Genomic DNA, 22,625 nt, shown 5'->3' with positions numbered 1-22,625 from the left:
AGGTGATAAGCCATGTTCATGTTTGAAAAAGAACAGACGGTCCTCGACTTCAACGGCTACAAGCTTGGAGGACAGCCGGGAGAATACCCCCGTGCACTCGGTGCATCGATATTCTACAACAAGCACGAGACCGTGCTCGATGAGCACACTGGAAAGATTGACAAAGCAAAAGCAGAAGCACTCTGGAACCGGTGCGTCGAACTCTACGACATAACCGGTCACTGGTATTTCTGTCAGATCATCGCTGAATTCGGAGAAGCCTTCGAGAGCTACATCGACTGGTTCTGTTCCATCGATGACCAGTTCCCATTCCTGATGGACTCCTCTGCACCGGCAGCACTTGCACATGCATGTAAGTATGTTACCGATGCAGGTATTGCAGACCGTGCAGTCTACAACTCCATCAACGGTTCTATCGGACCGGAGAACATCGAGGCAATCAAGAACAGTGACGTAGATGCAGCAATAGTGCTCGCATTCAACCCAGGTGACCCAAGTGTCCGTGGGCGTGAGAAAGTGCTCGCAGAAGGTGGCGTTGCCGGTCAGGAAAAGTCCATGATGGCAATTGCAGAGGAATGTGGAATCAAGCGTCCAATCCTCGACACTGCAGCAACTCCGCTCGGCCTTGGATCCGGTGGTTCATTCCGTGAGATCCTTGCATGTAAGGCAATCCACGGTCTCCCAACCGGTGGTGCATACCACAACATGACCGTTTCCTGGACCTGGCTCAAACGCTGGAGAAAGAGCGGTATCATTGACCGGTATAAAGATGCAGGAACCCTTCTTGAACAGATGGGACACCACCACTTTGGCGGTGTTGAAGGTATCCGTCAGGCTGCCTGGTCCTCTGCTGACATCGGCTGTAACATTATGGCAGCAACCCTTGGTGCTGACCTTATCATGTTCGGTCCAATCGAGAACTGTGAGGCAACCGCAACTGCAATGGCATTCAGTGACATTGTTCTTGCAGAAACCCTCCGTGAACTCGGTGGCGATGTAAAGGCAGAAAAGCATCCAATCAACATGCTGGTATAACCCAGCTTTATTTTTTCCACCCAATTTAGTGCCAATTTCGGTCTTTTCTTGCAATCGAAAAAGTACTTCCTGATCCTCTAGAGATCGTGGACTATACAGACCATAAAACGGCCATTATAGTATCAAATCTTTAATTTGATTCGAAATATTAGCACTCTGCCACGGCAGTCAGAAGAATACATGAGAGATCTGACAATACCGTGCGTATATGTGACCCTATAGATTGTCCAAATTTTGAGAACTGTATTTTGTATAGGTTAAGGGTAGGTTATGTAAGTCGCTAATAAAATCCCCCAATGATACCAACCCTTAAAATAAAAAAAATAAGAGGAATGGCTATTTCAAGGGTTTCAAGGGAGAATCCGTAACTTGTATGCCTGCATCGACCATCTTCTTCCGAATCATATCAGCGATTTCGAACTGTTTTGAGGCACGTAATTCTGCCCTGATGTCCTGAAGGATACTGAGCGGTGCACTGGTTTCGGGGAGGAACCGGATGCCAAGAATCTCTCCATATTCTATTAACGCTTCGATATCCCCATGTGCTGCAAGGGCATGGATTGCTGCAATAGCATTCGGCGTATTGAGATCAGATTCCATAGCTGCGATGAATGCATCCCGTCCTTCAGGATAGGGAAATTTGTCAGTTATTGCGATAGCACGGATGTGTTCCAGGGCTTTTTTGGCATTTAAGAGGCTCTCTTCGGTTACCTGGAGCGGTGAGCGGTAGTGGGAGAGGAGAATAAAGTACCGGATGGTATCTCTATCCCATGTCTTGAGGGCATCCTGAATTCTGATAAAGTTGCCTAGGGATTTTGACATCTTTTCCCCTTCAATAGTTAGAAACCCGGTATGCATCCAGTACCTGACCATCGGATGTTTCCCTTCGAGAGACTCCATCTGTGCTATCTCGGCCTCATGGTGGGGGAAGATGAGATCCAGCCCGCCGCCATGGATGTCATACTGCTGGCCAAAATATTTCTCGGTTATCGCGGTATCCTCAATATGCCAGCCCGGACGGCCTCTTCCCCACGGAGAGTCCCAGGTATATTCACCATATTCACCACGTTTCCACAACACAAAATCTGCGGGATTGTGTTTTGTTGAGTCAGTAACCCGGCTGATTCGTTTATCCTTTGATTGCCCGGATAATTCTCCGTTTCCGGGGAATGAATCAATGTTAAAGTAGACACCGGTTTCTGTAAGATACCCAGCACCAATGCTTACGAGTCGCTCTATCTGGTTGATGATTTCCGGGATGTGGGTTGTTGCCCTGGCGTGGTAACTCACCGAATCAATACCGAGGGCCAGCATGTCTCTGATATACTGACGTTCAAACTTCCTTGCAAGTTCTTTTTGTGAAATCTTCTCTTCTTGTGCCCGGTTGATAATTTTATCATCGACATCGGTGATATTTTGGACATACAGTACCTCCTGCCCGGTCCATCGGAGATACTTTGCCAGGACATCAAAGACCACATAGGTCCTTGCATGACCCAGATGAGGATAATCGTATACGGTCGGACCACAGACAAAGAGTGAAACCCGATCAGGAAATCGTGTCTGGAATGGCTCCACCGATCTTGATAAGGTACTATACAGTTGCATATTGAAATCACCCAACAGAAACGCCGGCGGAGGGAATCGAACCCCCAAACATTCGCTTTGCAGGCGAAGGCATTCAGCCACTCTGCCACACCGGCATTAAGGCACTCATCTTACAGATACAGACTCATCAGGTGGATAATAATCCTTATGCGGAGAGAGGAGTCAACCAGTCTGATCGGTCCAGATACTTTCCTGCAGATTCTGTCCATACTATCGTATGCCGGATTCATTTAAATATAACAGGAATCAGGCAAAATAGACCGGATAATGTAAGAGATGAGCACAGAATACCAATAAAAAATGGTACCTCATGAATATCAAGGCACATATTGGAAGATAAGCATCTTAACCAGTAATGTGAATTCCCATCATTCTTATTGCCGAATAGCGTCTGTTTATATGCTTCGAGGTTGATCTATGAGTACGCAGAAGTAAAATCCTGTAGTGATTGCCAAGATGGCGGAGCGGCCACGCGGCTGACTGCAGATCAGCTACACTCCGGTTCAAATCCGGATCTTGGCTCTGTTTTTAAACAATTTTGTCACAAGTAATATCTATAGGCTTATGCAAAGGACTCACAGGAAGATTCATAATTCCCAAATAGCGTAAGAAATCAACGGGATACAATAAAAATTGATACTCCATAAAGAAAAAATGAAAAATCGATACCAAACGGGTCACTAATATTCTGATAAATTAGGGGAGAGAAAGGACAATTGATTTTCTTCCATTTCATCTACCCCATCAGTACAGCATGACCTGATTCTGCAATGCTGTAAATGCTTTGACGGGCATCCATGAAACTCAATCGTTCCTTGAGCAATGCATTCGTTTTCAACCGTCGAATTGCATACCGGACAGTTCTTGGCGGCAGTCGTGTCTTCTCAATAATTGCTTTCTGAGTGAGAGGTTCACCCGTCTCAAGCACTTTATACACCAGCTTTGCAGATGGCGGAAGACGCTCAAATTCCAGTAATTCTAAATTTCCAGCCCCTTCAGAGGCAAAAACGATCCCTTCTGGTCATAGTGACTATACTTATGTGTGTTCTCGTACCTAATAAATATTCACAATTGTGAATGATGATCTCATATCATTCTCATTATTATCCAAATCCCACCCCCATGGAACGGGGAACTCGTCAATATTATCAGTAAGACAAATGGATTCTTCGTTCGGTCCTGATGAAATGAATAACAATAAGCAAACTCTGCCGGTTTCATATCTCTTTTATGAACGGGTACCTAATCTGTATGAGTTCACATTTGTGAAAATTATTATGTAATGAAAAGGTGATTATCCGGAGATGGAGAAAAAGACTGATGAGGTTTTTAATGCTCTCTTTAAACTGGAAGAAATAAGGCAAATACTCCGTGACTCTCTCCCGACCGGACTTGATAATGACGAAAAGGAGGTCTGGAAGAGTAAACTATCCGAACTGAATGAAATCGTTCAAAAACTGGATTCTGAATCGGTCACCAAACCACTCAAAAAAATTGCAGGGACCATTGAGATTCGAAACAGGGAAGAGAATTATATCAATATTCAGCCAATCCAGGCAGCCGGAAGATTAACGCTTGAAGGCCGGAAGGCCATTATTGCGTATGGAGACGGGTATTCAACCTGTGATGCCTGCCGGAAACCATTCCGTCTGGACAAGATTTCTAAACCACCGATTGGTGATTTCCATACAGAACTTGCTCAGTTTGTGAACATGGATCAGGCACGGGTGGTTCCTGGAGCCAGGCGGGGATTTCAGGCAGTTGCACAGACGGTGGTGAACAAGGGTGATTCAGTTATTGTATCATCTTTTGCCCACTATACCGAGTTTCTAGCCGTAGAGGGAGCCGGAGGACAGGTACGGGAAGTCCCGGTTGATAACAATAATCTCATAACTGCTGATGCTACCGCGACAAAAATCGAGGAAGTCATTCGGGAAACAGGAAAAACCCCAGCTCTGGTGATGATGGATCATATTGACTACCAGGTGGCAAACGAACATGATGTCACTGATATTGCAAAAGTTGCCCATCAATATGATATCCCCTTCCTCTATAATGGGGCATATACCGTAGGAGTCATGCCTGTTGATGGAAAAGCCATCGGGGCAGATTTTGTGGTGGGATCCGGGCATAAAAGTATGGCATCCCCGGCACCATCAGGCATGCTTGCGACAACTGATGAATGGGCACCAAAAGTTTTGAGAACAACCCAGATGGTCGGAGACCTGACGAGCAGGAAATTCGGAGTGAAGGAAGTCGAGATGCTCGGGTGTACCCTGATGGGTTCCAATCTCATCGCCATGATGGCCTCCTTCCCGGAGGTACAGAAACGAACACAAAACTGGGATGATGAAGTTAAAAAATCAAATTATTTCATCGATGCTCTCCTCACCATCGACGGGAGCAAAGTATTGTCAGAGTACCCGAGAAAACATGCCCTTTCAAAGGTAGATACCACAGGAAGCTTTGACATCGTCGCCAAAACACACAAACGCAAGGGATTTTACTTCTCTGATGAGTTATCCGCACGGGGAATTGTCGGTGAATTTGCAGGAGCAACACGAACCTGGAAACTATCAACCTATGGGCTTTCCTGGAAAAAGTTACGATACCTTGCTGATGCGTTTGTCGAAATTGCAGAAAAATATGAATTACCAATAAAAAAGTGAAACGTGAGACCAATGACAGAAAAAAAAGACAGAGACAGCACAACTTCATTGCATGCAGGCCAGAAAGCAGACCCAGCAACCGGATCACGGACGGTTCCGATTTATCAGACGACCTCCTATGTATTTCGTGATGCCGACCATGCTGCAGCCCTATTTGGGCTATCTGAACTCGGAAATATCTATACCCGGCTCATGAACCCTACCTCTGATGTTCTTGAACAGCGAATTGCAGCCCTTGAAGGAGGAACCGGAGCATTAGCAGTTGCATCCGGACAGGCAGCAATAACCTATGCTCTGCTGAACATTACCCGGCTTGGTGATGAGATCGTTGCAGCAAACAATTTGTACGGTGGTACATATACCCTGCTCAAATACACCTTTGCCAAGCTTGGACGAACCGTCATCTTTGTTGACTCACAGGATCCCGAGGCATTCAGAAAGGCTATTACTCCAAAAACCAGGGCGATATATGCAGAAACCCTCGGAAATCCAAAACTGGACGTTCCGGACTTTCGAACCATTGCAGATATTGCACATGAAGCAGGAATTCCCCTGGTCGTTGACAATACCTCGGCAGTAGGACTGGTAAAACCAATCGAGCATGGTGCGGACATTGTAGTCCATTCTGCCACAAAATTCATCGGAGGTCATGGTAACTCAATTGGGGGCCTGATTGTTGATTCAGGGAAATTCAATTGGGGGAATGGAAAATACCCCGAATTTTCAGAGCCCGATCCAAGCTATCATGGCCTCGTATACTGGGACGTATTCAAAGATTTTGCAGGTCTTGGAAACGTGGCATTCATCTTTAAGATCAGACTTTCCCTGCTTCGGGATATGGGAGCTGCAATATCACCCTTCAACTCGTTCCTGCTCCTTCAGGGATTCGAAACGCTGCCCCTCCGGATCAGACAGCATTCTGAAAATGCCCTTGCCGTTGCGAAATTCCTGAAGTCACATCCAAAAGTGGCATGGGTGAACTACCCGGGTCTTCCGGATAACCCGGCCCATGAACTGGCAACACAATACATGAAAGGCGGATATGGTGCACTTCTTGGATTTGGTGTGAAAGGTGGTGTTGAGGAAGGGAAGAAAGTCATTAACGCATTGCAACTCTTCTCTCATGTCGCAAATATCGGCGATTCAAAGAGTCTGGTCATCCACCCCGCTTCAACGACTCACCAGCAGCTGAGTCCGGAGCAACAGCTGGCAACCGGTGTAACCCCTGATTATATCAGGCTCTCAATCGGGATTGAAAATGTAGAAGATATCATTGAGGATCTGGATCAGGCATTAGCACAGATCTAAGCCTCTATGAAATGGGAAATCTTCCCATTCATTTCGGACGCAAAACCGGATCTAATGCAACTCATTTCACTATGAGGAATAACCGATAATGATTCCAGATCTTCTCAGGTGAGCAATCATGGCAAGAATATACAGCGATATTACAAAGACAATAGGAAATACCCCCCTAATCCGACTAAACAAGATACCAAAAAGATTCTTAAAACTCCCAAACCCTCCGACAATCCTGGTAAAACAGGAGTCCAGAAATCCGCTCGGGAGTGTAAAATGTCGGATAGGAGTAGCCCTTATCGAGGATGCTGAGTTAAAAGGGCTTATCAAAGAAGGGACGACGATAATTGAACCCACTAGTGGAAATACCGGTATTGCTCTGGCCTATGTCTGTGCTTCAAAGGGATACAAACTGGTTCTGACAATGCCTGAATCGTTCAGTGTGGAGAGACGGAAATTATTGGTTGCATTAGGGGCAGAACTCATTCTCACCCCTGCATCAGAAGGAATCCCCGGAGCAGTCAGAAGGGCCGAGGAGATCCATCGGGAACATCCGGACAGTTACCTGATACCACAGCAATTTAAGAATGAGGCAAATCCGAAAATCCATATGCGGACCACCGCTGAAGAGATCTGGAACGATACCGATGGAGCAGTAGATATTGTGGTTGCCGGGGCTGGAACCGGAGGGACTATTACCGGCATTGCGACCGTGATAAAAGAGCGAAAACCTTCGTTCAAGGCGATCGCTGTAGAGGCTGCTGAATCACCGGTGATCTCTGGTGGAAAGCCTGGACCCCATAAGATACAGGGGATTAGTCCGGGATTTATCCCGGAGAACCTGCATGTAAACATCATTGATGAAGTCATCCCAATCACCAGTGAAGAAGCATATGAGATGGCACGGCGACTTGCAAAAGAGGAAGGTATTCTCGCCGGTCCATCTTCAGGAGCTGCCCTCGCGGCTTCTCTGAAAGTTGCCGCAAGGTCTGAAAATGCGGGAAAGATGATTGTGACGATACTTCCGGATACCGGTGAGCGGTACCTCTCGACCGAGTTGTTTCCATATTCTGGATAATATCCCCTATTTTCAATTTTCTTTCGCTTTAAATAGGAGAATAATTACCGGGATATTCCACATACCGGGCACCGAGGATCTTTCTCGATAGAAACTTCATGAAAATTCATAAATTCCCCGTCATATAATAGTAAACGATTTAAGACCGGTTTCCCAATACCAGTGATCAATTTTATGGCTTCTGTTACCTGAAGAGTCCCAATAACACCCGGTGTTGCCCCAAGAACTGGAAAAACTTCTTTAGGTGGGGCTTCATGCACCAGACAGGAGAGACAGGGTGTTTTTCCGGGAATAATCGTCATCATCTGACCTCCAAGTCCCCATACTGAACCATGCACAAATGGAATCGAGTGAACATGGGCTGCTTTATTGAGGAGAAACCGGGTCGGATAATTATCCATGGCATCGACAATGACATCGGCATCCTTTGTCAGCTCATACACATTTCTTTCATCAATTGTAACATCCAGAGCAGTAATCCGGATCTCCTGATTTAACCTTCTGAGTTTCACAGCTCCACTTTCAACCTTTTTCTGACCAACATTCTCATCCCAGTGGAGAATCTGGCGGTTCAGGTTGGACGGATCTACCACATCCATATCAACCAGAATAATTTGACCTACTCCTGCTACGGCAAGATAAGTGGCAACAGGACTTCCAAGGCCTCCGGCTCCTGCAATAAAGACCGTTGCATTTTTTAGCCGTTCCTGCCCTTCCAAGCCAAATCCGGATATGAGCATCTGCCGGTGATATCTTTTTTCATCAAAATCTGTAAGGACCATTCTCTCACGTTCTCATATTGGATTGCCCATTCATTCATACACCTGGATTGAGGCAATTATTGCTGCTACGTGAGAGATACATGGATGGTTGTTAAACATACCATATGTTGGCGGATGTTGCCGCAAAGAGACCTGATTTATGTGTATAATTACCATTTTTCATAACAACAGATTCTCTGATGCATTGTCATGATGGCAAAGTGCCCATCTGGCTGATTGTAGATCACCTGCAAACCGGATTGTTTGAATCCCGACTTGAAAATGGACAATAACCTACAAAATTTTATGTATTGGTGTTTAGGCCATTTATTTCGATATTCACTTGCGTATTCAGGAAGTCACCCCCGGAAAGATATATGAACCCTGACATCTGGCTTATCCGATATTCTGAAATATTTTTAAAAAGCGAACCTGTACGTCGTGTCTGGGAGGATCTCCTTATCCATTCACTCAAACAAAAATTACCAGATTGTACAATATCCAAAACAAGGGGAAGGATATGGATATCAGGGAAAGTGGACCCGGATGCCATATCTCATACCTTCGGAGTGTATTCCTTTTCTCCCTGTATTATGTTCCCCCTGTCAGATCTGAATGAAAGAGTACTGGCATATGTAAACGATACCGGATTTTCTGAATACAAAACGTTTGCTTTGCGGATTAATCGGTCAGGAAACCACCCGTTTACCTCACAGGAGCTGGCCCGATCACTCGGAGCACATATCCAGAAATCATGGCAAACTGTTGCTGTTGACCTCACCAATCCTGAATATGAATTACATATTGAGGTCCGGGATGAACAGTGCTACCTCTATCAGGAGATCATTTCCGGTCCCGGAGGAATTCCGCAGGGAGCATCAGGCACCCTTGTCACCCTGCATTCCGGAGGAATTGACTCGCCGGTTGCCATGTTCATGATGATGAAACGGGGGGCGATACTTCACCCGGTGTATGTGAAGATCGCTCCATTTCATGATGACAGGTCTGAAGAGAGAGCACATCTGATTGTAGAACACCTGAGGAAATATCAGCCGGATCTAACCCTTGAGGTCATTGATGATGGGCATGTGTACGCGACCAGGATGGAACTAAAAAAACGGGATCTTGAAAAATATGCATGTGTTCTCTGTAAACGGCACCTGTACCGGATCGCCGAGGAAAAAGCACGCACAATCGGAGCAAAAGGGATTGTCACTGGTGAATCGTTGGCACAGGTTGCCTCTCAGACACTTGACAATCTGTACGTCCTGGATGATGCGATATCAATGCCGGTATATCGTCCCCTCATTGGATTTGATAAGGAAGAGACCATAGCAGTCGCAAAAAAAATCGGGACATATGACCTTTCAGTCATGCAGGTTCCCAGCTGTTGTTGTGCCATCCCCTTTAAACCTGCGACCACATCCCAGCGGGAAACGATATCAACCCTGGAAGAAGAACTAGCAAAGGGATCTCCAGCCAAATAAGGAATGGAATATTCTGTGCATATTATGGACATCAATACCAAAATTCAGGATTTGAAAAGGATAATCAGAGAACATGCACCACTCCTCATCGCATACTCCGGAGGAGTGGATAGTACCCTGCTTGCTGTTCTTACCAGGGAGACTATCGGAGCCGAAAATATGCATTGTGTACTGGTGGACGGACCAGAAGTTCCCCGAAGAGCTTTAACAGCAGCAATAAACCAGTCAGAATACCTGAAAATCCCTCTCACCGTCCGGGAAGGAGTGCCATTCTCCACTGAATTACAAAGAACAAACCCCCATGACCGGTGCAGACATTGTAAACTGGGAACGTATACGATCCTCAGGCAAATTGCTGACAAGACTGGTTGCAAGTATATCGCAGATGGTGCGAATGCATCCGATTTAGGAGAACATCGTCCCGGTATTGAAGCATTCAGCTCATGCGGTGTGATTCACCCGTTTATCATGGCAGGGATCACCAAACAGGATATCAGAGAGATAGCCTGTCAGATGGAACTGCCATTCTGGGATAAACCATCTTCTGCCTGCCTGTATTCCCGGATACCGTATGGTGAGGAGATTACCAATGAAAAACTTGTGATGATTGAAAAGGGAGAAGAACTCCTTCATGACATCGGAATCAGACAGGCACGGGTTCGCCACCATGGCTCAATTGCCCGAATTGAAGTGCTCCCGGAAGAGATGGAAAAAATCATCGCACACAGAGAACAGATCCACTCGTTTTTTAAAATTATCGGTTTTTCATATATCACTCTGGATCTGAAAGGATACCGTTCAGGAAGCATGGATGAGGTTTTAGGGCCCTCATCCTGAAGAGACTTTTTCATTTCTAGACTTCTGCCTACCTGAAGACATGAATACTGGTTACAATAACGAGCAGGGCAAGAACTGATAGCCGGGTAACCTGAATGAGAGGGAATATCCCGGTTTGCATCAGCCGGATGGCATCGATGGCATAACTCAGGGGATTTAATGCCGCGGGAATAAGCATCCATTCAGGCATTTCACTATAGGGCATCATGGCTGACGAAGTGAAGAACAGCGGCATTGAGATCATGGCATAGAGTGCTGCATAACTGTCATGTTCATCGACATACAGAGCAAGGGTGGTCGCAAACCCTGATAGTAAAATCCCGAATATGATGAGGACACAAAAAGTCCCGGCTAATTGAAGAGGTGAGTAGGGTGTTGCTCCAAGAAGGAATACCATTGCAAGAATGATGGTACATTGAATAAGCCCCCGAGTCATAATAACCAGAATCTTCCCAAAGAGAATGCTTTCACGGGGGGTGGGAAGAGCCAGAAATTTGTTGAAAAATCCCAGGGTTCTATCAAGAATAATAAGGCTTCCCCCTCCCAGTGATGAATTCAGCGTTGTCATCGCTAGGATTCCGGGGGTTACAAAATCAATATAATTATCAGTAAAGGTAATCGGGAGAGCAAGACCGACAAATATCAGCCAGGCAGCCGGGATCATCATCGCCGAAATAAATCCCCACTTTGCCCGGTACCACCGAATCAGGTCACGTTTGCAATAGACATGTATTGGATTCATTTTCGCTTCCCGGTCATGTTTCGAAATGCACTCAGTTTAAAGGGACTCGTATCCTCACCCGGTCCGACCAGGTGGAGAAAGACATCATCCAGTGAGGGTGATCGAACCGACATCTCAAGAACCTGCATCCCCTGGGCAGTGAGTTCATATTTAATCGACGGGAGAGCCTGCGACCCGTTTTTAGTATGAAAGATAAGGTAATCTCCTTCCATTCCGACAAACCGAATCCCGGGAAGAGAAATTCCAGAATAAATCCCGGATATATCACTGATATTACATCATCAGAGATCATGCTTTTCAGCTGTGCTGGAGTATCAACCACCCGGATTACTCCTTTATCGATAATAGCAACCCGGTCACAGTACCGGTCAGCCTCATCCATATAATGAGTGGTGACAAAAATGCACATCCCGGCATTACGAAGAGTGCTGATATGTTCCCAGATCTTTTTTCGTGCTGATACATCCAGCTCGACCGTTGGTTCATCAAGAAAGAGTACTCGTGGATTATGCACAAGAGCCTGAGCCAGTTCCAGACGTCTTCTCATTCCCCCTGAGTAGACTTTGGCATATTCGTCTGCTCTATCAGCTAGTTCAAGAATCCGGAGGACTTCATCGGTTTTCCTCGCCGAATCCGGGACATTATACAGCTAGGCATACATCATCACGTTCTCCCGGCCGGTTAGTCGGACATCTACTGCCATATCCTGGGAGACATGACTGATCATCCTGCGGACCTTGTCAGGTTCTGTGCAGATATCATACCCACAGATTTCTGCAGTCCCACTGGTAGGTGCAAGCAGGGTTGTGAGCATCAGAACGGTAGTTGTTTTTCCTGATTCATTTGGGCCGAGGATGTCAAAAATTTCGTCAGATTTGGAGAGATTCATCTGATTTACGGCACAGAGCTGGCCAAAAGTGCAGGTAAGATCTTTTATGAGTATCCGGGGAATATCTGGCATCTGACAGAACTCCATATGTGGGTGAAAGAACGCATGTCTATGGTGAAAAAAGCGGGAGAGCCCGATATATGGGCATCAGACTCCCGAACCATCTTCCTGCTGCTGATTATTATATGTCGTTAGAAGATTATCAATGAACTCTTCTGCTGCTTTTGAATCTGATTTCTGACAGGTAGTATAGAATATAGGATCATCTGACATTCCTTTCAGAGTAAACCATTCATCTTTCTGAAACGTAAACATTACCAGATCCCCCATTACTTTCTTTTCTACGCTCCCGAATGAGCCAAGAAGACCAATGAATGACATATCAACTGGTTCACTCAGGGTATATTCATGCACCAGTGCTCCGGATGTGCATTTTGAGGTTCGTTTACGTTTCAAAATGTTCATTTATTGTACTCATTATTGGTTTTGTGAAACAAATAAACATCAGCATAGTGAAAATTCACCTTTTTCTCATCCCATTTTAAAGAAATGAACAACCCGAAAGGTGCGAAACCACTGTACAAATAGAGAATTAGTGGGTATCGAGTTGTCATCGCACTTTCTGATGGTGAAATGATCGTTCTGGTCGTTGATATAGGACCAAGAAGAACATTTACAAAAAATATGGTGGAAAGGGATAACACAATTCCAGCCAGATATCAATCTATTTTGCGGATATTGTATCTGTTATGGTGATATAATCGGGGCATGGTACGAGTAATTTCGAGGATTTGGATCTCTAGTTGGGTGGCGACAACCCTTACCAAAGCATCGTGATCTTCTCGAAATCAACAGTATATTCCACGACGGAGTTCCTGGGGAAAGGAGTACTGTGGATACATCATACCCGAAGAACTCCGGATACTATTCTCCTGATCAGAATGAGTCAGGCCAATTCCATTTTTCTGTGTATGAGGCATACTTTTTCCTCATGTTCAGTGTATGAACACTCATAGGTATACCTATGGGATATTAAATGCTTGAAAACCGGCAGAAAATACCTCATAATAGGAGAAAAATAAAGCGATTTCTGTTATGAATTACCGTTTTTTCCCAACATACTTCGCAGTCTGTCGGATACGAAGTGCCTCATTTGAATCCTCGATGGATAAGAGAAAAGTACCATGGCAGGGTTTCACATAGGGAAAAACAATCAGGTCACCTTCAATTCCAATAGCAATGGGAGGGGGACCGATCAGAGGATCTCCAAAGATTTTTGTTCCTGGCATGATATGGTAGACTTCAGCGTATGTTTTCTCAATATACTGCCGTGATTTCGGAAAACTCATCCCTTTTGCCAGGATGTTGTAGCTTAACTCTTCGATACACCCCATCCCATGACCTCCTGCAATTTTCGCCGGATTGGTACCGGATTATGCACCGCAATCTCGACAATCTGTTCCCCGGTGTACTCAATCCTTGGTGCAAGTTCTGTTGCTTCCCTTCCAAACACAATAGTAATGAACCGGATATCGGGCAAAAGATACCGCATGGTTGCAGCATAGGAAATCCCTGCATCATTGTGAGCAAAAGAGATACAAAGATCATATGATGCTCCCTTTTCCGTGATATCCTCGATGCAATGTTCCAGTGTCGTTAATTGTTTAAGATAATGACCGGCTGGATCTGATGTTTTTATGAGCTTCATAACCGACGGATTTCCTGCGGTAATGACATCATATCCTTCTTTTCCAAGATGATACCCTGCAAAGAGGGCCAGGGCCATCTGGACCGGAACTTCCGGGCACCCAAGCACGAGAAGGGCCTTTTTCTGTTCATTCATATGCTATTCCCTTCAGAGGAGAGGTTCAAGACCCACCCCTCCGAAAACCACTACATCAGTATCATGTTGCACAATGAGATAATGCTTCACAATTGTGAAACTATTTATTCCAGTATAACTAATAATAACTCATGAATGTTCCTGCTCTTCTCTTTGTCATCTTTCTGGTATCTGCCCAGATTGGAGAAGCAGGGGCTGCGATTTTTCAGCCTATGATCCCACGAACACCCTGCTGCCCAATGACTTGTTCAATGGATACTCCAGGCCAGTCTGGATCAGGATGTTCCTGCAACAACATGCCGACTTCAGCAATGCCTCAAAGCACCTGTTCATGCTCACATCAGCGGATGATGGCTCCAGCCCCGAGTATATCAGAACGGGTCAGACAGTATATTATCAGAGGATACCGCAGAATATCACGGAAAAATGTTCTGGACCATGAATCCCGGAAGATCCTCTATTCCATGATCGTAACCCATCCAGGCCTTGAACTGAGATCTCTGGCTGAATTATGCGGGCTGAATGAACACACCCTAAAGTACCATCTGGACCAGATAGTTGATGCCGGCCTTGTTTCAGTTTGCCAGGCAGGAAACAATAATCATTACTTTGAGAACCACGGGACCTATTCAATAGAAGAGCAACAGCTCATGTCCCGGTTTCATCATAGAGGGCCGGGGAAACTCCTCACAGCGGTTCAGGATAATCCCGGAGTATCCAGGGGAGAACTTGCCAGCATTCTGGGAATTTCCGGACCGGTTGTCTCCCGAAGTATGCAGCAGCTCATAAAAGAAGGCCTCATCAGACAGGAAACGGATGGGAAATTTAGAAGATACTACCCAGGGTGGGATCCGGACACCCTTTCCTGCACACTCAATTCCTGACTTTTTTTCTCGTTCGTGTAGCTCTTCTGATTAGAATAGGTTTATATTCACATCCCCAATGGTTACAATAGCGGACGAGGAGTAATGGCTGACCAGTATTCCATCCATATCTTCGTATCCCAGGAGGAATGAACCATGAAAAAGTCTATGCAATATGCAACATTTGGAATCCTTTTCATCATATGTATTACAGGTATCGCTTTCGCTGATACAACAGAGCCAGTAAATACAACCCAGGTGCAGATAGGAACCATCCTTGAGAACCCTGAAACGTATGTGGGACAGAATGTCACCTTTAATGGGACGATAACCTCTCAGTGCGGTTCTGGATGCTGGTTTATCATATCAGATGACACCGGTGACCTCTATGTCACGCTGCGGGCAAATAATTTCGTGATTCCCCCGGCAATGGGTAAAAAAGCAACGGTAACCGGCCAGGTATCTGAAAAAGGTGACATCTTTGTTACCGGAAGCCAGGTCACTATCGGGGATACCACCTATCCATGAACCTTTTTGTATTTGCTCTCCGAAATCTTCAGCGTCGAAAGGTCCGAACAATCCTAACCATTGCGGGTGTCGCGTTAGCAGTAGCGGTATTATTTTCATTGCTGGCATTTCAGGCAGGATATGAACAGGAACTTACCAAAGAAGTTGACAGCCTCGGGATTCATATGCTTGCGGTACCCAAAGGGTGCCCCTATGAGGCAGCAAGCCTGATCATGCATGGCGGGGTGATCCCAAAATATCTCAATGAGACGGATCTTGACCGGGTAAAAAATACCGAGGGCGTAACACTTGCAACCCCGATTCTTCTCCACCAGTTTATCGTGAACGGATCGCCCCATATCCTCTATGGGATCATCGGATCTGAAATGCGTTCCATCCGGCCATATTGGAAAGTAGAAGGACGCTTTTTCGAAGATAACGAAGAGCGTGTGATGGTTGTCGGAAAGGGACTTGCAGATAAAGAAGATCTGAAGGTAGGTCAGATACTCCCGTTCGGACCAAAGAAAGAACCCTTCGAGATCATTGGCATTCTGGATACTTCCGGAGGCCAGGAGGATGAATTCCATTTCACCCCGCTCAGTGAGGCTCAGCGGGTATTTGGAAAAGAGAATAAACTCACAACCATCGCAGTGCTGGCAGATTCTATCGATAATTCAGGAATTGTGGCAGACAGAATCGAAGAGATCCCGGATATGCAGGTTGTAACCATGACACAGATTACCGGAACAATCCTGAATATCGTCGGATCCGCACGGACTCTGCTCCTTTCGATGATTGCGGTGACCCTGGTAATTACTGCCGTTGGTATCTCCAATACCCTGCTCATGTCTGTTCATGAACGAACGAAGGAGTTTGGAATGCTCAAAGCAATCGGGGCACGATCTGCAGACCTCATGAGACTGGTAATCATGGAAACCCTGGTAGTTACCTTCCTTGGTGGATTGGCAGGAGTTCTTCTGGCTCTCCTGGGAGGAGGTCTCATTGAATCCTTCATCAGGGCAAATGTCCCCTATGCTCCGTCAGGCAGTCTGATAGCAGCTGATCCGGTTATGGCTCTCCTGTGTATCGGGCTCTCTGTTGTTCTAGGCCTGGTTTGCAGTATCTATCCGGCCATTCGATCCGGAAAACAATCCCCCATGGAAGCAATGAGGGGTGAGATCTCATGAGCGTAATCGACGCTTCAGGCCTTACGAAGATATACCATCGTGGCGCTGAAGATGTTCATGCACTCCGTGGAGTCAGTCTTTCGGTGCAGGCCGGGGAGTTTGTCTCGATAGTCGGCCCTTCCGGTTCAGGAAAAACAGCTCTTCTGAACCTGCTTGGCTGCCTTGACACCCCATCAGGCGGAACACTTTCCATCAATGGAACTGATGTTACCAACCTTCCTGAAAGTCGTCGGGTCATTATCAGACGAGCGGAGATAGGATTTGTCTTTCAGCAGTTCTTCCTGATTCCTACACTGAGCGCGAAAGAAAACATCCTTCTCCCATTAACATTCAGTAAAAAGCCGGTTAATGAATCCAGAGCACAGGAAATTCTGGATATGGTAGGACTATCCCACCGGGCAGATCATCTCCCCCATGAACTCTCCGGAGGAGAGATGCAGCGGGTTGCCATCGGCCGGGCTTTAATCAATGATCCCAAGATAGTCCTCGCTGATGAGCCGACCGGAAACCTGGATTCCCATACCGCCGAACAGATGTACGGCATCTTTGAAGAGCTCGTTCAAAAAGGGTACACGGTTGTAATCGTAACCCACAATTCAGAACTTGCCCACCGGGCACATCGGGTAATCCGTCTTCGGGATGGACTTCTGGAACCAGATACCCCCTGTTCCTGTCCGGAAAATCCATAACTCTTTTTTCCTCACCTATCTGAAATTGAGGATAAGATTCCTGATAAAACAGGAAATGATGTTAAAAATCAATAACGGGAGTCAGATCACATCCGGTACAGGGAACACACATGGTCCGGGCATTCAGAGGAGTTAACCCATGCCGGTTCATCGCTTCCTTTGCTGCCTTTCCCAGTTTAAGGAGCCGTTCTGCTGAGGGGCGTTCGGCACCAGGTAAGGGATTGGTCGGGTGAATAACCACAGGCCGTAAAACAGGAAGCACCCCCAGACCGGTAATCGTTTCAAGGCCAGAAATGACCGTTTCATCACTCTCTCCAAGCCCGATGATACTATTCGAGCTAACCTTGTTTTTTCCAAAAATACGAACTGCATTCAAAAGGGAATTGAGAATAAAATCAAGATCCTGCTCCGGGCAGACAATGGAAAAGATATCGGCATCCATCGTTTCAACATTATATTTTATCTCATCAGCACCGGCAGCGTACAGCCGTTCAGAACTGTCATAGGTAGGATATACAGATACCCCAATAGGAATATCGTACTGTTTCCGAAGAGCGGTGACAATACATTCCATCCGGTCAACTTCATGATCCGGTGATGCCTCAATGCCGGCTGTCAGAGAAATTGCCTGCAGATTCCCCCGGGCATATGCTTCATCAACCAGCGATAATACCTCATCCTGAGATTTTACCGGACCCTGGATACGATGAACCGGGCAGAACGCACAGTGGAAAATACACCGTTCTGATACCGTGATATATGCCTGATGCGGACAATGAGCACCTACCGGTTCCAACATCCCTGTTGCTACAAGAGAGCCATCATGAAAAATAGCTACACCTTCTCCTTCCAGCCTTATGAATAACGGACTATTGTCACGAATAGAGAGGCGGACGCGACGTGAGTCGGCAGTAAAGAAGACTGACCTGCCCCCCGCACTTGGACCAGCAGTAGACCTCCCGACATATTCGGGGAGTTCCAAGGCGGGATCCAGCCTGACTGAGCCGATACTGATTAATTTTGCTTTTATTTCTGCAGTAAATGAATCATCCATACCTTTCACCAGATACTCAAGGCCCTTCTCATATCACTTTCGAGATGGGAGATTGGTATGTTGCCATATTAGGTAAGAATCAGGAATGCGGCAATTCATGCCGGAACCTGTTTCAATCCATATCGTCGTGCGAAAAGAAAAAAAGAATTTCAGCCGGGGATTTTTTAAGGAGCCATATATTCTTGCGGAGTGTCACCAGGCTCAATATCATTATTTTTTATCTTTTGAACCAGTATGTCAAAATTCTGTATGATATTATCCTGACCGGTAAGATAGCGATCCCCCATCAGGACAAACGGTACATGAACGTGACCAAGAGATTTTTGCAATTGAGCAAATTTTTGTGCACTGGAGTTGTCTGAACCAATATTATAATAGACTACAGAGATATCTGATGAATTGGATTCATACTGCTCAATAAATGGATGGACAACATTGCATGACCCACAGGATGGATCATAGTAATATTCTATCGGAATTTTTTTCTCATTCTGATCCTGAGTACCTGCATCTATTCCGTTGCCGGTCCCCGATAGAACGGTGACAAGCCCTCCAAAAACCAGCAAAAGTGCTATAATCCCCGAGATCATTACGTAATTTCTATTGATACTCATATTCTCTCCATAGGTATAGTACAATCTGGTTATAATCACGTAATTAAAGGTTCTCTCATCAAAGGAGCTACATGAGTATCATACCCGTATGTTTGAGTATGAACGAAAACCTCTAAATAATCAGCAAAATTTAAAAAGAGAGGGGGTATCAGGCTCCAGACCAGGTAAATATTTTCCAGTGGCCTGATTTTTTCGCAGATCTTCTCAAGCTTCGGCTTGTTTTTGCCGAACCTGAATGTGACAGATGCTGATATACAAGGATTCCCCCGATAAGTCCTGCAATGAGGACAAGGGATGTGGAGATATCCCCGTGAGCAATATCTGCAATGTCATACACCAGTATATGACGGATTGCTTCTGCGATTCCTGCAAGGAAAAGTACTTCAACGACGACCTTGTGTGTCCTGAAATAGACCTCAATTGTCTCAAGAAGGGCAATCGCGGTTGCGGCGTGGAAAAATGCACTATAAATCTCTGATGAAGAGCTTGAGAGTGTTTCTGTCTGAATAGCATGAATCGTGCTTAATATCCCTTCATACAGAAGAAATGAAGCCGTGATTCCCAGAATACCTGCGCTTACCATGTAGAGTAGTACTGGTATTGATGATATGATGGTGCCGATTTTTTGATGATATACAGTTGTTTTCATGATTCGTTCCTGTTGTAAGGGATCCATTGACCAGGATCAGGGTAATCAAAAGATGATGCTCTGCACCTCTGTGCAAAATTATCGAGAATTGTGAATTTAACAACAGGAACGCATTATACCTAAACGGAATAGTCCTGCCGGTACCTCTGACAGATACGTATTCCGAGAGACCGGTTTATGCCTGATATATGTCATATCTTTTCATTCCGAATAGTGTTCACGATGATGTGAACCTTATACCGTTTGGTCACCGAATAAAAATAAACTGATTTTCAGGCAAAAGATGCCAGTAATTTTCACAATCCGAAGGAGGAAAAAAATGTCGGAATATCAGATTTTTTCAGTTTTCCAAAAAATGAGACAAATATGTTACCGTTGTCAGGAAACCCTGCATTCTATACATTTATTCCAAACCCCAAGTCACTGGGCATGATAGTTTATCACAGTGCGGACAATATAGACAAGCAAGAGATAAGAATACGCAAATTGAGGAGCTGAAAGTCCTTTCATGGATCCTGAAATCACTGATATGGTTCTTCTTTTTCAGACCGTCATACAATGGATTGCAATAATGCTCTCTGCATCCACCGGTGTGTATGATGCACGAAAAAACGGGATGGACTATTTTGGTGCACTTGTCATAGCAGTGATAGTAGCCGTTGGAGGGGGAACAATCCGGGATTTGTTGCTCGACAGGTATCCCCTCTTCTGGCTGGCTGATCCGATTTATCTTATCAGCATCTTCATCGTGGGGATAATTGGAATTATTCTTATTCCAATATCAAGGACAGATCTCCCCGGAAAACAGAAACGTTCTTCTGGTTTTTTTCAGTCGATTACCAGACTGATCTTCGGAACTTCAGGGACCTTTGCCTTTATTGATTCGTTCGCTCTTGGTATGTGGGCATATCTTGGCACCATGTACGCACTAACCAGTGGGATACCCCCCATTATTGCCCCCATCATGGGAGTAATCACCGCTTCTTTCGGAGGGGTGCTACGAGACATATTATTTGCTAAAATTCCTGAACTCTTTAAACCAAGCCAGTTCTATGCCATAGCATCTTTTGCTGGTGCCACAGCATATGTGCTGATGTCCATGGCAGGGTTTTCAAGTACTGATGGATTTATCGCATGTATGATCGTAACCGTTTTTGTGCGTATGACTTCAATACGGTACAATATTACTAGTTTTTAATAGTCTTGAAAGGATTATTCAACTGTAAAATAAGGAATGTGTGTAGATGATCACTATCATCCAGATTCCCTCGGGCCAGATCCCAAATAATATTTTTCTCATTCACACCTGATAACCAGGCGTGATAAACGTTCTGCAGTAATTATACCAACAACCCGGTTTTCTTCATCAACCACAGGCAAGGCGGATATCCGGTTCTTTTGCATACGGTTTACTGCTTTACTGATATGTTCTCCTGGTGTTGCAGTAAGGACGGTCCGGGTCATAATATCTTCAAGAGTTTTCACATCCTGCGCCACCGACCGGGAGATATCCCAGGATGTGACAATACCAACAAGGCTGCCATCTGACGAAACAATCGGAAGGTGATTAACTGCTTCAGCAATCATCAGAGCCGCCGCACCTTTAATGGTCACGGTCTCGCGAACCGTTGGCACACTCCGGATCATCAGATCTGAAACTGTTAGGTGCGAGAGAAAACGCCCCAGAAGGTAGTTCATCTGTCCTGATTCCAGCAGAAATGCATCATGTCCATGATTGGATCGAATCTCACAGTATTCGACAGTTTTATCCAGCTGAGCCAGAGCGGATACAATCTCCCGTGAAAGATATGGTGGATATAACCAGTCTGAACTGACGGCGATCACCATGCATTTTGCTTTCATATCCTTAAACGCATCAATCAGGGAGCCATTCACGGTCAGATCAAAATAATCGACTGCTTTGGTGATGTACAAATATGAATTTGCATCAAATCGCTCAACAAACCGATCTCCCTGGTGATGAAGGTAACTCTCTACCTGGAAGTCTGTCGTAAAATCATAACTATAGCCAGCTTTTTCCTGTAAATCCCTGCCAAATTTCTGGTGCATCGATTCATCTGACAGATATGTGATATGACCGATCATCCGTGCAAGTGCAAGACCAGAGGCTGGACATTCCTGATCATAATACTGGCCATTATTCCAGGATGGATCTGAACGGATTGCACACCGGCCGACTTCGTTAAAGGCTATCTGCTGTGGCGTTGAATACGCAGTACTTGCTATTACAACCACCCGGCTCAGCATATCAGGATATGAAACACTCCACTGGAGTGCCTGCATTCCGCCCATGGAGCCCCCGGCAACTGCAAAGAGATTCGTGATTCCTAGATTATCTATCAGTCTTTTCTGGACCATCACCATATCAGCAATCGTTATCACAGGGAATGATGCCCCGTATATCTTTCCAGTTTCAGGATTGACCGATGAAGGGCCGGTTGTCCCTTTGCATCCACCCAGGACATTTGAACAGATGATAAAGAACCTATCTGTATCAAAAGCTTTTCCAGGACCAATAACCATCTCCCACCACCCGGGCTTGTCATCTCCTTCATGGTACCCGGCAACATGGGCATCACCAGTCAAAGCATGACAGATGAGAATTGCGTTGGAGTGATCCGGGTTGAGCGAGCCATATGTTTCATACGCAACCGTAACTGACGGGAGAACCGCTCCGCTTTCGAGTGTTAATGGTGAAGAAAATGTGTGAACCTGAGTCTGTACCGTTCCAACTGAACCGCGAATCATGATACCCGCCTGCCCCCTGAAAAAGCCATCCATAGTATCAAAAAA

At 45.6% G+C, this 22,625-nt stretch carries 23 protein-coding genes, 2 tRNA genes and 1 pseudogene; 12 read left to right on the top strand and 14 right to left on the bottom strand.

Translation table 11 applies throughout. The annotated features are described in order from the left end of the window. Positions 1-12 precede the first annotated feature (12 nt). Positions 13-1,035 carry a tetrahydromethanopterin S-methyltransferase subunit H gene (gene mtrH / locus KSK55_RS11695; protein WP_218607001.1) on the top strand — a complete coding sequence of 341 codons (1,023 nt, stop codon included), beginning with the start codon at positions 13-15 and terminating at the stop codon, positions 1,033-1,035. A 336-nt stretch (positions 1,036-1,371) separates the two neighbouring features. Here mtrH and cysS read toward each other — a convergent pair whose 3' ends face one another. Together cysS and KSK55_RS11685 are read right to left on the bottom strand one after the other, a co-directional pair. Further along, a complete protein-coding gene (gene cysS, locus KSK55_RS11690; RefSeq protein WP_218607000.1) occupies positions 1,372-2,643 on the bottom strand; it encodes a cysteine--tRNA ligase in 1,272 nt (423 codons plus the stop codon). A gap of 21 nt (positions 2,644-2,664) precedes the next feature. After that, positions 2,665-2,738: transfer RNA gene (locus KSK55_RS11685), tRNA-Cys, on the bottom strand. Positions 2,739-3,093: 355 nt separating this feature from the next. Here KSK55_RS11685 and KSK55_RS11680 point away from each other — a divergent pair. Next, positions 3,094-3,165: transfer RNA gene (locus KSK55_RS11680), tRNA-Cys, on the top strand. 214 nt (positions 3,166-3,379) lie between these two features. Here KSK55_RS11680 and KSK55_RS11675 read toward each other — a convergent pair. After that, positions 3,380-3,571 carry a MarR family transcriptional regulator gene (locus KSK55_RS11675; protein WP_256663999.1) on the bottom strand — a complete coding sequence of 64 codons (192 nt, stop codon included), beginning with the start codon at positions 3,569-3,571 and terminating at the stop codon, positions 3,380-3,382. A 376-nt stretch (positions 3,572-3,947) separates the two neighbouring features. Between KSK55_RS11675 and pscS the strand changes: the two genes are divergently transcribed. The 3 genes from pscS (at position 3,948) to cysK (ending at position 7,689) form a co-directional block, all read left to right on the top strand. Next, positions 3,948-5,312: an O-phospho-L-seryl-tRNA:Cys-tRNA synthase gene (gene pscS, locus KSK55_RS11670; RefSeq protein WP_218606999.1), complete on the top strand. Its 1,365-nt coding sequence runs from the start codon at positions 3,948-3,950 to the stop codon at positions 5,310-5,312. Positions 5,313-5,324: 12 nt separating this feature from the next. After that, positions 5,325-6,620: an O-acetylhomoserine aminocarboxypropyltransferase/cysteine synthase family protein gene (locus KSK55_RS11665; protein WP_218606998.1), complete on the top strand. Its 1,296-nt coding sequence runs from the start codon at positions 5,325-5,327 to the stop codon at positions 6,618-6,620. A gap of 118 nt (positions 6,621-6,738) precedes the next feature. After that, positions 6,739-7,689, top strand: a complete 951-nt coding sequence (cysK, locus tag KSK55_RS11660) for a cysteine synthase A (RefSeq protein WP_218606997.1) — start codon at positions 6,739-6,741, stop codon at positions 7,687-7,689. A gap of 44 nt (positions 7,690-7,733) precedes the next feature. Here the strand turns inward: cysK and KSK55_RS11655 are convergent, their stop codons facing one another. Next, complete coding sequence (locus tag KSK55_RS11655; RefSeq protein WP_218606996.1) at positions 7,734-8,471, bottom strand: HesA/MoeB/ThiF family protein; 738 nt, start codon at positions 8,469-8,471, stop codon at positions 7,734-7,736. A gap of 356 nt (positions 8,472-8,827) precedes the next feature. Between KSK55_RS11655 and thiI the strand changes: the two genes are divergently transcribed. Together thiI and larE are read left to right on the top strand one after the other, a co-directional pair. Next, entirely contained in the window at positions 8,828-9,937 is a 1,110-nt protein-coding gene (gene thiI / locus KSK55_RS11650) for a tRNA uracil 4-sulfurtransferase ThiI (RefSeq protein ID WP_218606995.1), read from the top strand. A gap of 24 nt (positions 9,938-9,961) precedes the next feature. Further along, the gene (larE, locus tag KSK55_RS11645) at positions 9,962-10,774 is read left to right on the top strand and encodes an ATP-dependent sacrificial sulfur transferase LarE (protein ID WP_218606994.1); all 813 of its coding nucleotides are present in this window, start codon (positions 9,962-9,964) and stop codon (positions 10,772-10,774) included. A gap of 28 nt (positions 10,775-10,802) precedes the next feature. On the opposite strand, the gene KSK55_RS11640 is transcribed toward larE, so the two are convergent. From KSK55_RS11640 to KSK55_RS11620, 6 genes and pseudogenes are all read right to left on the bottom strand, one after another. Continuing rightward, the gene (locus KSK55_RS11640; RefSeq protein ID WP_218606993.1) at positions 10,803-11,516 is read right to left on the bottom strand and encodes an ABC transporter permease; all 714 of its coding nucleotides are present in this window, start codon (positions 11,514-11,516) and stop codon (positions 10,803-10,805) included. A 31-nt stretch (positions 11,517-11,547) separates the two neighbouring features. Then, positions 11,548-12,405 (bottom strand): annotated as a pseudogene (locus KSK55_RS11635) (ATP-binding cassette domain-containing protein). Positions 12,406-12,552: 147 nt separating this feature from the next. Next, positions 12,553-12,870 (bottom strand): hypothetical protein, encoded by a 318-nt coding sequence (locus KSK55_RS11630; RefSeq protein ID WP_218606992.1) that lies wholly within the window; start codon positions 12,868-12,870, stop codon positions 12,553-12,555. A 383-nt stretch (positions 12,871-13,253) separates the two neighbouring features. Further along, positions 13,254-13,385: a hypothetical protein gene (locus tag KSK55_RS16510; RefSeq protein WP_256663998.1), complete on the bottom strand. Its 132-nt coding sequence runs from the start codon at positions 13,383-13,385 to the stop codon at positions 13,254-13,256. 120 nt (positions 13,386-13,505) lie between these two features. Then, the gene (locus tag KSK55_RS11625; protein WP_218606991.1) at positions 13,506-13,799 is read right to left on the bottom strand and encodes a DUF1894 domain-containing protein; all 294 of its coding nucleotides are present in this window, start codon (positions 13,797-13,799) and stop codon (positions 13,506-13,508) included. After that, positions 13,778-14,248 (bottom strand): DUF1890 domain-containing protein, encoded by a 471-nt coding sequence (locus KSK55_RS11620; RefSeq protein ID WP_218606990.1) that lies wholly within the window; start codon positions 14,246-14,248, stop codon positions 13,778-13,780. The genes KSK55_RS11625 and KSK55_RS11620 overlap by 22 nt, the downstream gene beginning before the upstream one ends. A gap of 131 nt (positions 14,249-14,379) precedes the next feature. Between KSK55_RS11620 and KSK55_RS11615 the strand changes: the two genes are divergently transcribed. The 4 genes from KSK55_RS11615 (at position 14,380) to KSK55_RS11600 (ending at position 17,494) form a co-directional block, all read left to right on the top strand. Further along, complete coding sequence (locus KSK55_RS11615; RefSeq protein WP_218606989.1) at positions 14,380-15,132, top strand: winged helix-turn-helix transcriptional regulator; 753 nt, start codon at positions 14,380-14,382, stop codon at positions 15,130-15,132. 135 nt (positions 15,133-15,267) lie between these two features. After that, positions 15,268-15,639, top strand: coding sequence for a hypothetical protein (locus KSK55_RS11610; protein ID WP_218606988.1), 372 nt, complete (start codon positions 15,268-15,270; stop codon positions 15,637-15,639). Next, on the top strand, positions 15,636-16,805 hold the full coding sequence (locus KSK55_RS11605; protein ID WP_218606987.1) for an ABC transporter permease: 1,170 nt from the start codon (positions 15,636-15,638) through the stop codon (positions 16,803-16,805). Before KSK55_RS11610 ends, KSK55_RS11605 begins: the two co-directional genes overlap by 4 nt. Beyond that, entirely contained in the window at positions 16,802-17,494 is a 693-nt protein-coding gene (locus tag KSK55_RS11600) for an ABC transporter ATP-binding protein (RefSeq protein ID WP_218606986.1), read from the top strand. Before KSK55_RS11605 ends, KSK55_RS11600 begins: the two co-directional genes overlap by 4 nt. Positions 17,495-17,555: 61 nt before the next feature. On the opposite strand, the gene KSK55_RS11595 is transcribed toward KSK55_RS11600, so the two are convergent. The 3 genes from KSK55_RS11595 to KSK55_RS11585 form a co-directional block, all read right to left on the bottom strand. Continuing rightward, a complete protein-coding gene (locus tag KSK55_RS11595) occupies positions 17,556-18,548 on the bottom strand; it encodes a radical SAM protein (protein WP_218606985.1) in 993 nt (330 codons plus the stop codon). A gap of 164 nt (positions 18,549-18,712) precedes the next feature. Continuing rightward, complete coding sequence (locus KSK55_RS11590) at positions 18,713-19,162, bottom strand: thioredoxin domain-containing protein (protein WP_218606984.1); 450 nt, start codon at positions 19,160-19,162, stop codon at positions 18,713-18,715. Positions 19,163-19,310: 148 nt separating this feature from the next. Continuing rightward, entirely contained in the window at positions 19,311-19,838 is a 528-nt protein-coding gene (locus tag KSK55_RS11585; RefSeq protein ID WP_218606983.1) for a phosphate-starvation-inducible PsiE family protein, read from the bottom strand. Between the two features lie 481 nt (positions 19,839-20,319). Here KSK55_RS11585 and KSK55_RS11580 point away from each other — a divergent pair, with 481 nt between their 5' ends. Further along, the gene (locus tag KSK55_RS11580) at positions 20,320-21,009 is read left to right on the top strand and encodes a trimeric intracellular cation channel family protein (protein ID WP_218606982.1); all 690 of its coding nucleotides are present in this window, start codon (positions 20,320-20,322) and stop codon (positions 21,007-21,009) included. Between the two features lie 98 nt (positions 21,010-21,107). Here the strand turns inward: KSK55_RS11580 and metX are convergent, their stop codons facing one another. Then, positions 21,108-22,580 (bottom strand): homoserine O-acetyltransferase MetX, encoded by a 1,473-nt coding sequence (gene metX, locus KSK55_RS11575; RefSeq protein WP_218606981.1) that lies wholly within the window; start codon positions 22,578-22,580, stop codon positions 21,108-21,110. Positions 22,581-22,625: the final 45 nt, after the last annotated feature.

Origin of the sequence: Methanospirillum hungatei (genome assembly GCF_019263745.1) — an archaeon.
GTDB classification, from domain to species: Archaea; Halobacteriota; Methanomicrobia; order Methanomicrobiales; family Methanospirillaceae; genus Methanospirillum; species Methanospirillum purgamenti.
This window is presented reverse-complemented; position numbering and strand designations above follow the sequence as displayed.

Excerpts from the sequence above, each read along its gene's own strand:
- mtrH (WP_218607001.1), top strand. The coding sequence starts at position 13 with ATGTTCATGTTTGAAAAAGAACAGACGGTCCTCGACTTCAACGGCTAC.
- cysS (WP_218607000.1), bottom strand. The coding sequence starts at position 2,643 with ATGCAACTGTATAGTACCTTATCAAGATCGGTGGAGCCATTCCAGACA.
- pscS (WP_218606999.1), top strand. The coding sequence starts at position 3,948 with ATGGAGAAAAAGACTGATGAGGTTTTTAATGCTCTCTTTAAACTGGAA.
- KSK55_RS11665 (WP_218606998.1), top strand. The coding sequence starts at position 5,325 with ATGACAGAAAAAAAAGACAGAGACAGCACAACTTCATTGCATGCAGGC.
- cysK (WP_218606997.1), top strand. The coding sequence starts at position 6,739 with ATGGCAAGAATATACAGCGATATTACAAAGACAATAGGAAATACCCCC.
- KSK55_RS11655 (WP_218606996.1), bottom strand. The coding sequence starts at position 8,471 with ATGGTCCTTACAGATTTTGATGAAAAAAGATATCACCGGCAGATGCTC.
- thiI (WP_218606995.1), top strand. The coding sequence starts at position 8,828 with ATGAACCCTGACATCTGGCTTATCCGATATTCTGAAATATTTTTAAAA.
- larE (WP_218606994.1), top strand. The coding sequence starts at position 9,962 with ATGGACATCAATACCAAAATTCAGGATTTGAAAAGGATAATCAGAGAA.
- KSK55_RS11640 (WP_218606993.1), bottom strand. The coding sequence starts at position 11,516 with ATGAATCCAATACATGTCTATTGCAAACGTGACCTGATTCGGTGGTAC.
- KSK55_RS11630 (WP_218606992.1), bottom strand. The coding sequence starts at position 12,870 with ATGAACATTTTGAAACGTAAACGAACCTCAAAATGCACATCCGGAGCA.
- KSK55_RS16510 (WP_256663998.1), bottom strand. The coding sequence starts at position 13,385 with ATGCCTCATACACAGAAAAATGGAATTGGCCTGACTCATTCTGATCAG.
- KSK55_RS11625 (WP_218606991.1), bottom strand. The coding sequence starts at position 13,799 with ATGGGGTGTATCGAAGAGTTAAGCTACAACATCCTGGCAAAAGGGATG.
- KSK55_RS11620 (WP_218606990.1), bottom strand. The coding sequence starts at position 14,248 with ATGAATGAACAGAAAAAGGCCCTTCTCGTGCTTGGGTGCCCGGAAGTT.
- KSK55_RS11615 (WP_218606989.1), top strand. The coding sequence starts at position 14,380 with ATGAATGTTCCTGCTCTTCTCTTTGTCATCTTTCTGGTATCTGCCCAG.
- KSK55_RS11610 (WP_218606988.1), top strand. The coding sequence starts at position 15,268 with ATGAAAAAGTCTATGCAATATGCAACATTTGGAATCCTTTTCATCATA.
- KSK55_RS11605 (WP_218606987.1), top strand. The coding sequence starts at position 15,636 with ATGAACCTTTTTGTATTTGCTCTCCGAAATCTTCAGCGTCGAAAGGTC.
- KSK55_RS11600 (WP_218606986.1), top strand. The coding sequence starts at position 16,802 with ATGAGCGTAATCGACGCTTCAGGCCTTACGAAGATATACCATCGTGGC.
- KSK55_RS11595 (WP_218606985.1), bottom strand. The coding sequence starts at position 18,548 with ATGGATGATTCATTTACTGCAGAAATAAAAGCAAAATTAATCAGTATC.
- KSK55_RS11590 (WP_218606984.1), bottom strand. The coding sequence starts at position 19,162 with ATGAGTATCAATAGAAATTACGTAATGATCTCGGGGATTATAGCACTT.
- KSK55_RS11585 (WP_218606983.1), bottom strand. The coding sequence starts at position 19,838 with ATGGATCCCTTACAACAGGAACGAATCATGAAAACAACTGTATATCAT.
- KSK55_RS11580 (WP_218606982.1), top strand. The coding sequence starts at position 20,320 with ATGGATCCTGAAATCACTGATATGGTTCTTCTTTTTCAGACCGTCATA.
- metX (WP_218606981.1), bottom strand. The coding sequence starts at position 22,580 with ATGATTCGCGGTTCAGTTGGAACGGTACAGACTCAGGTTCACACATTT.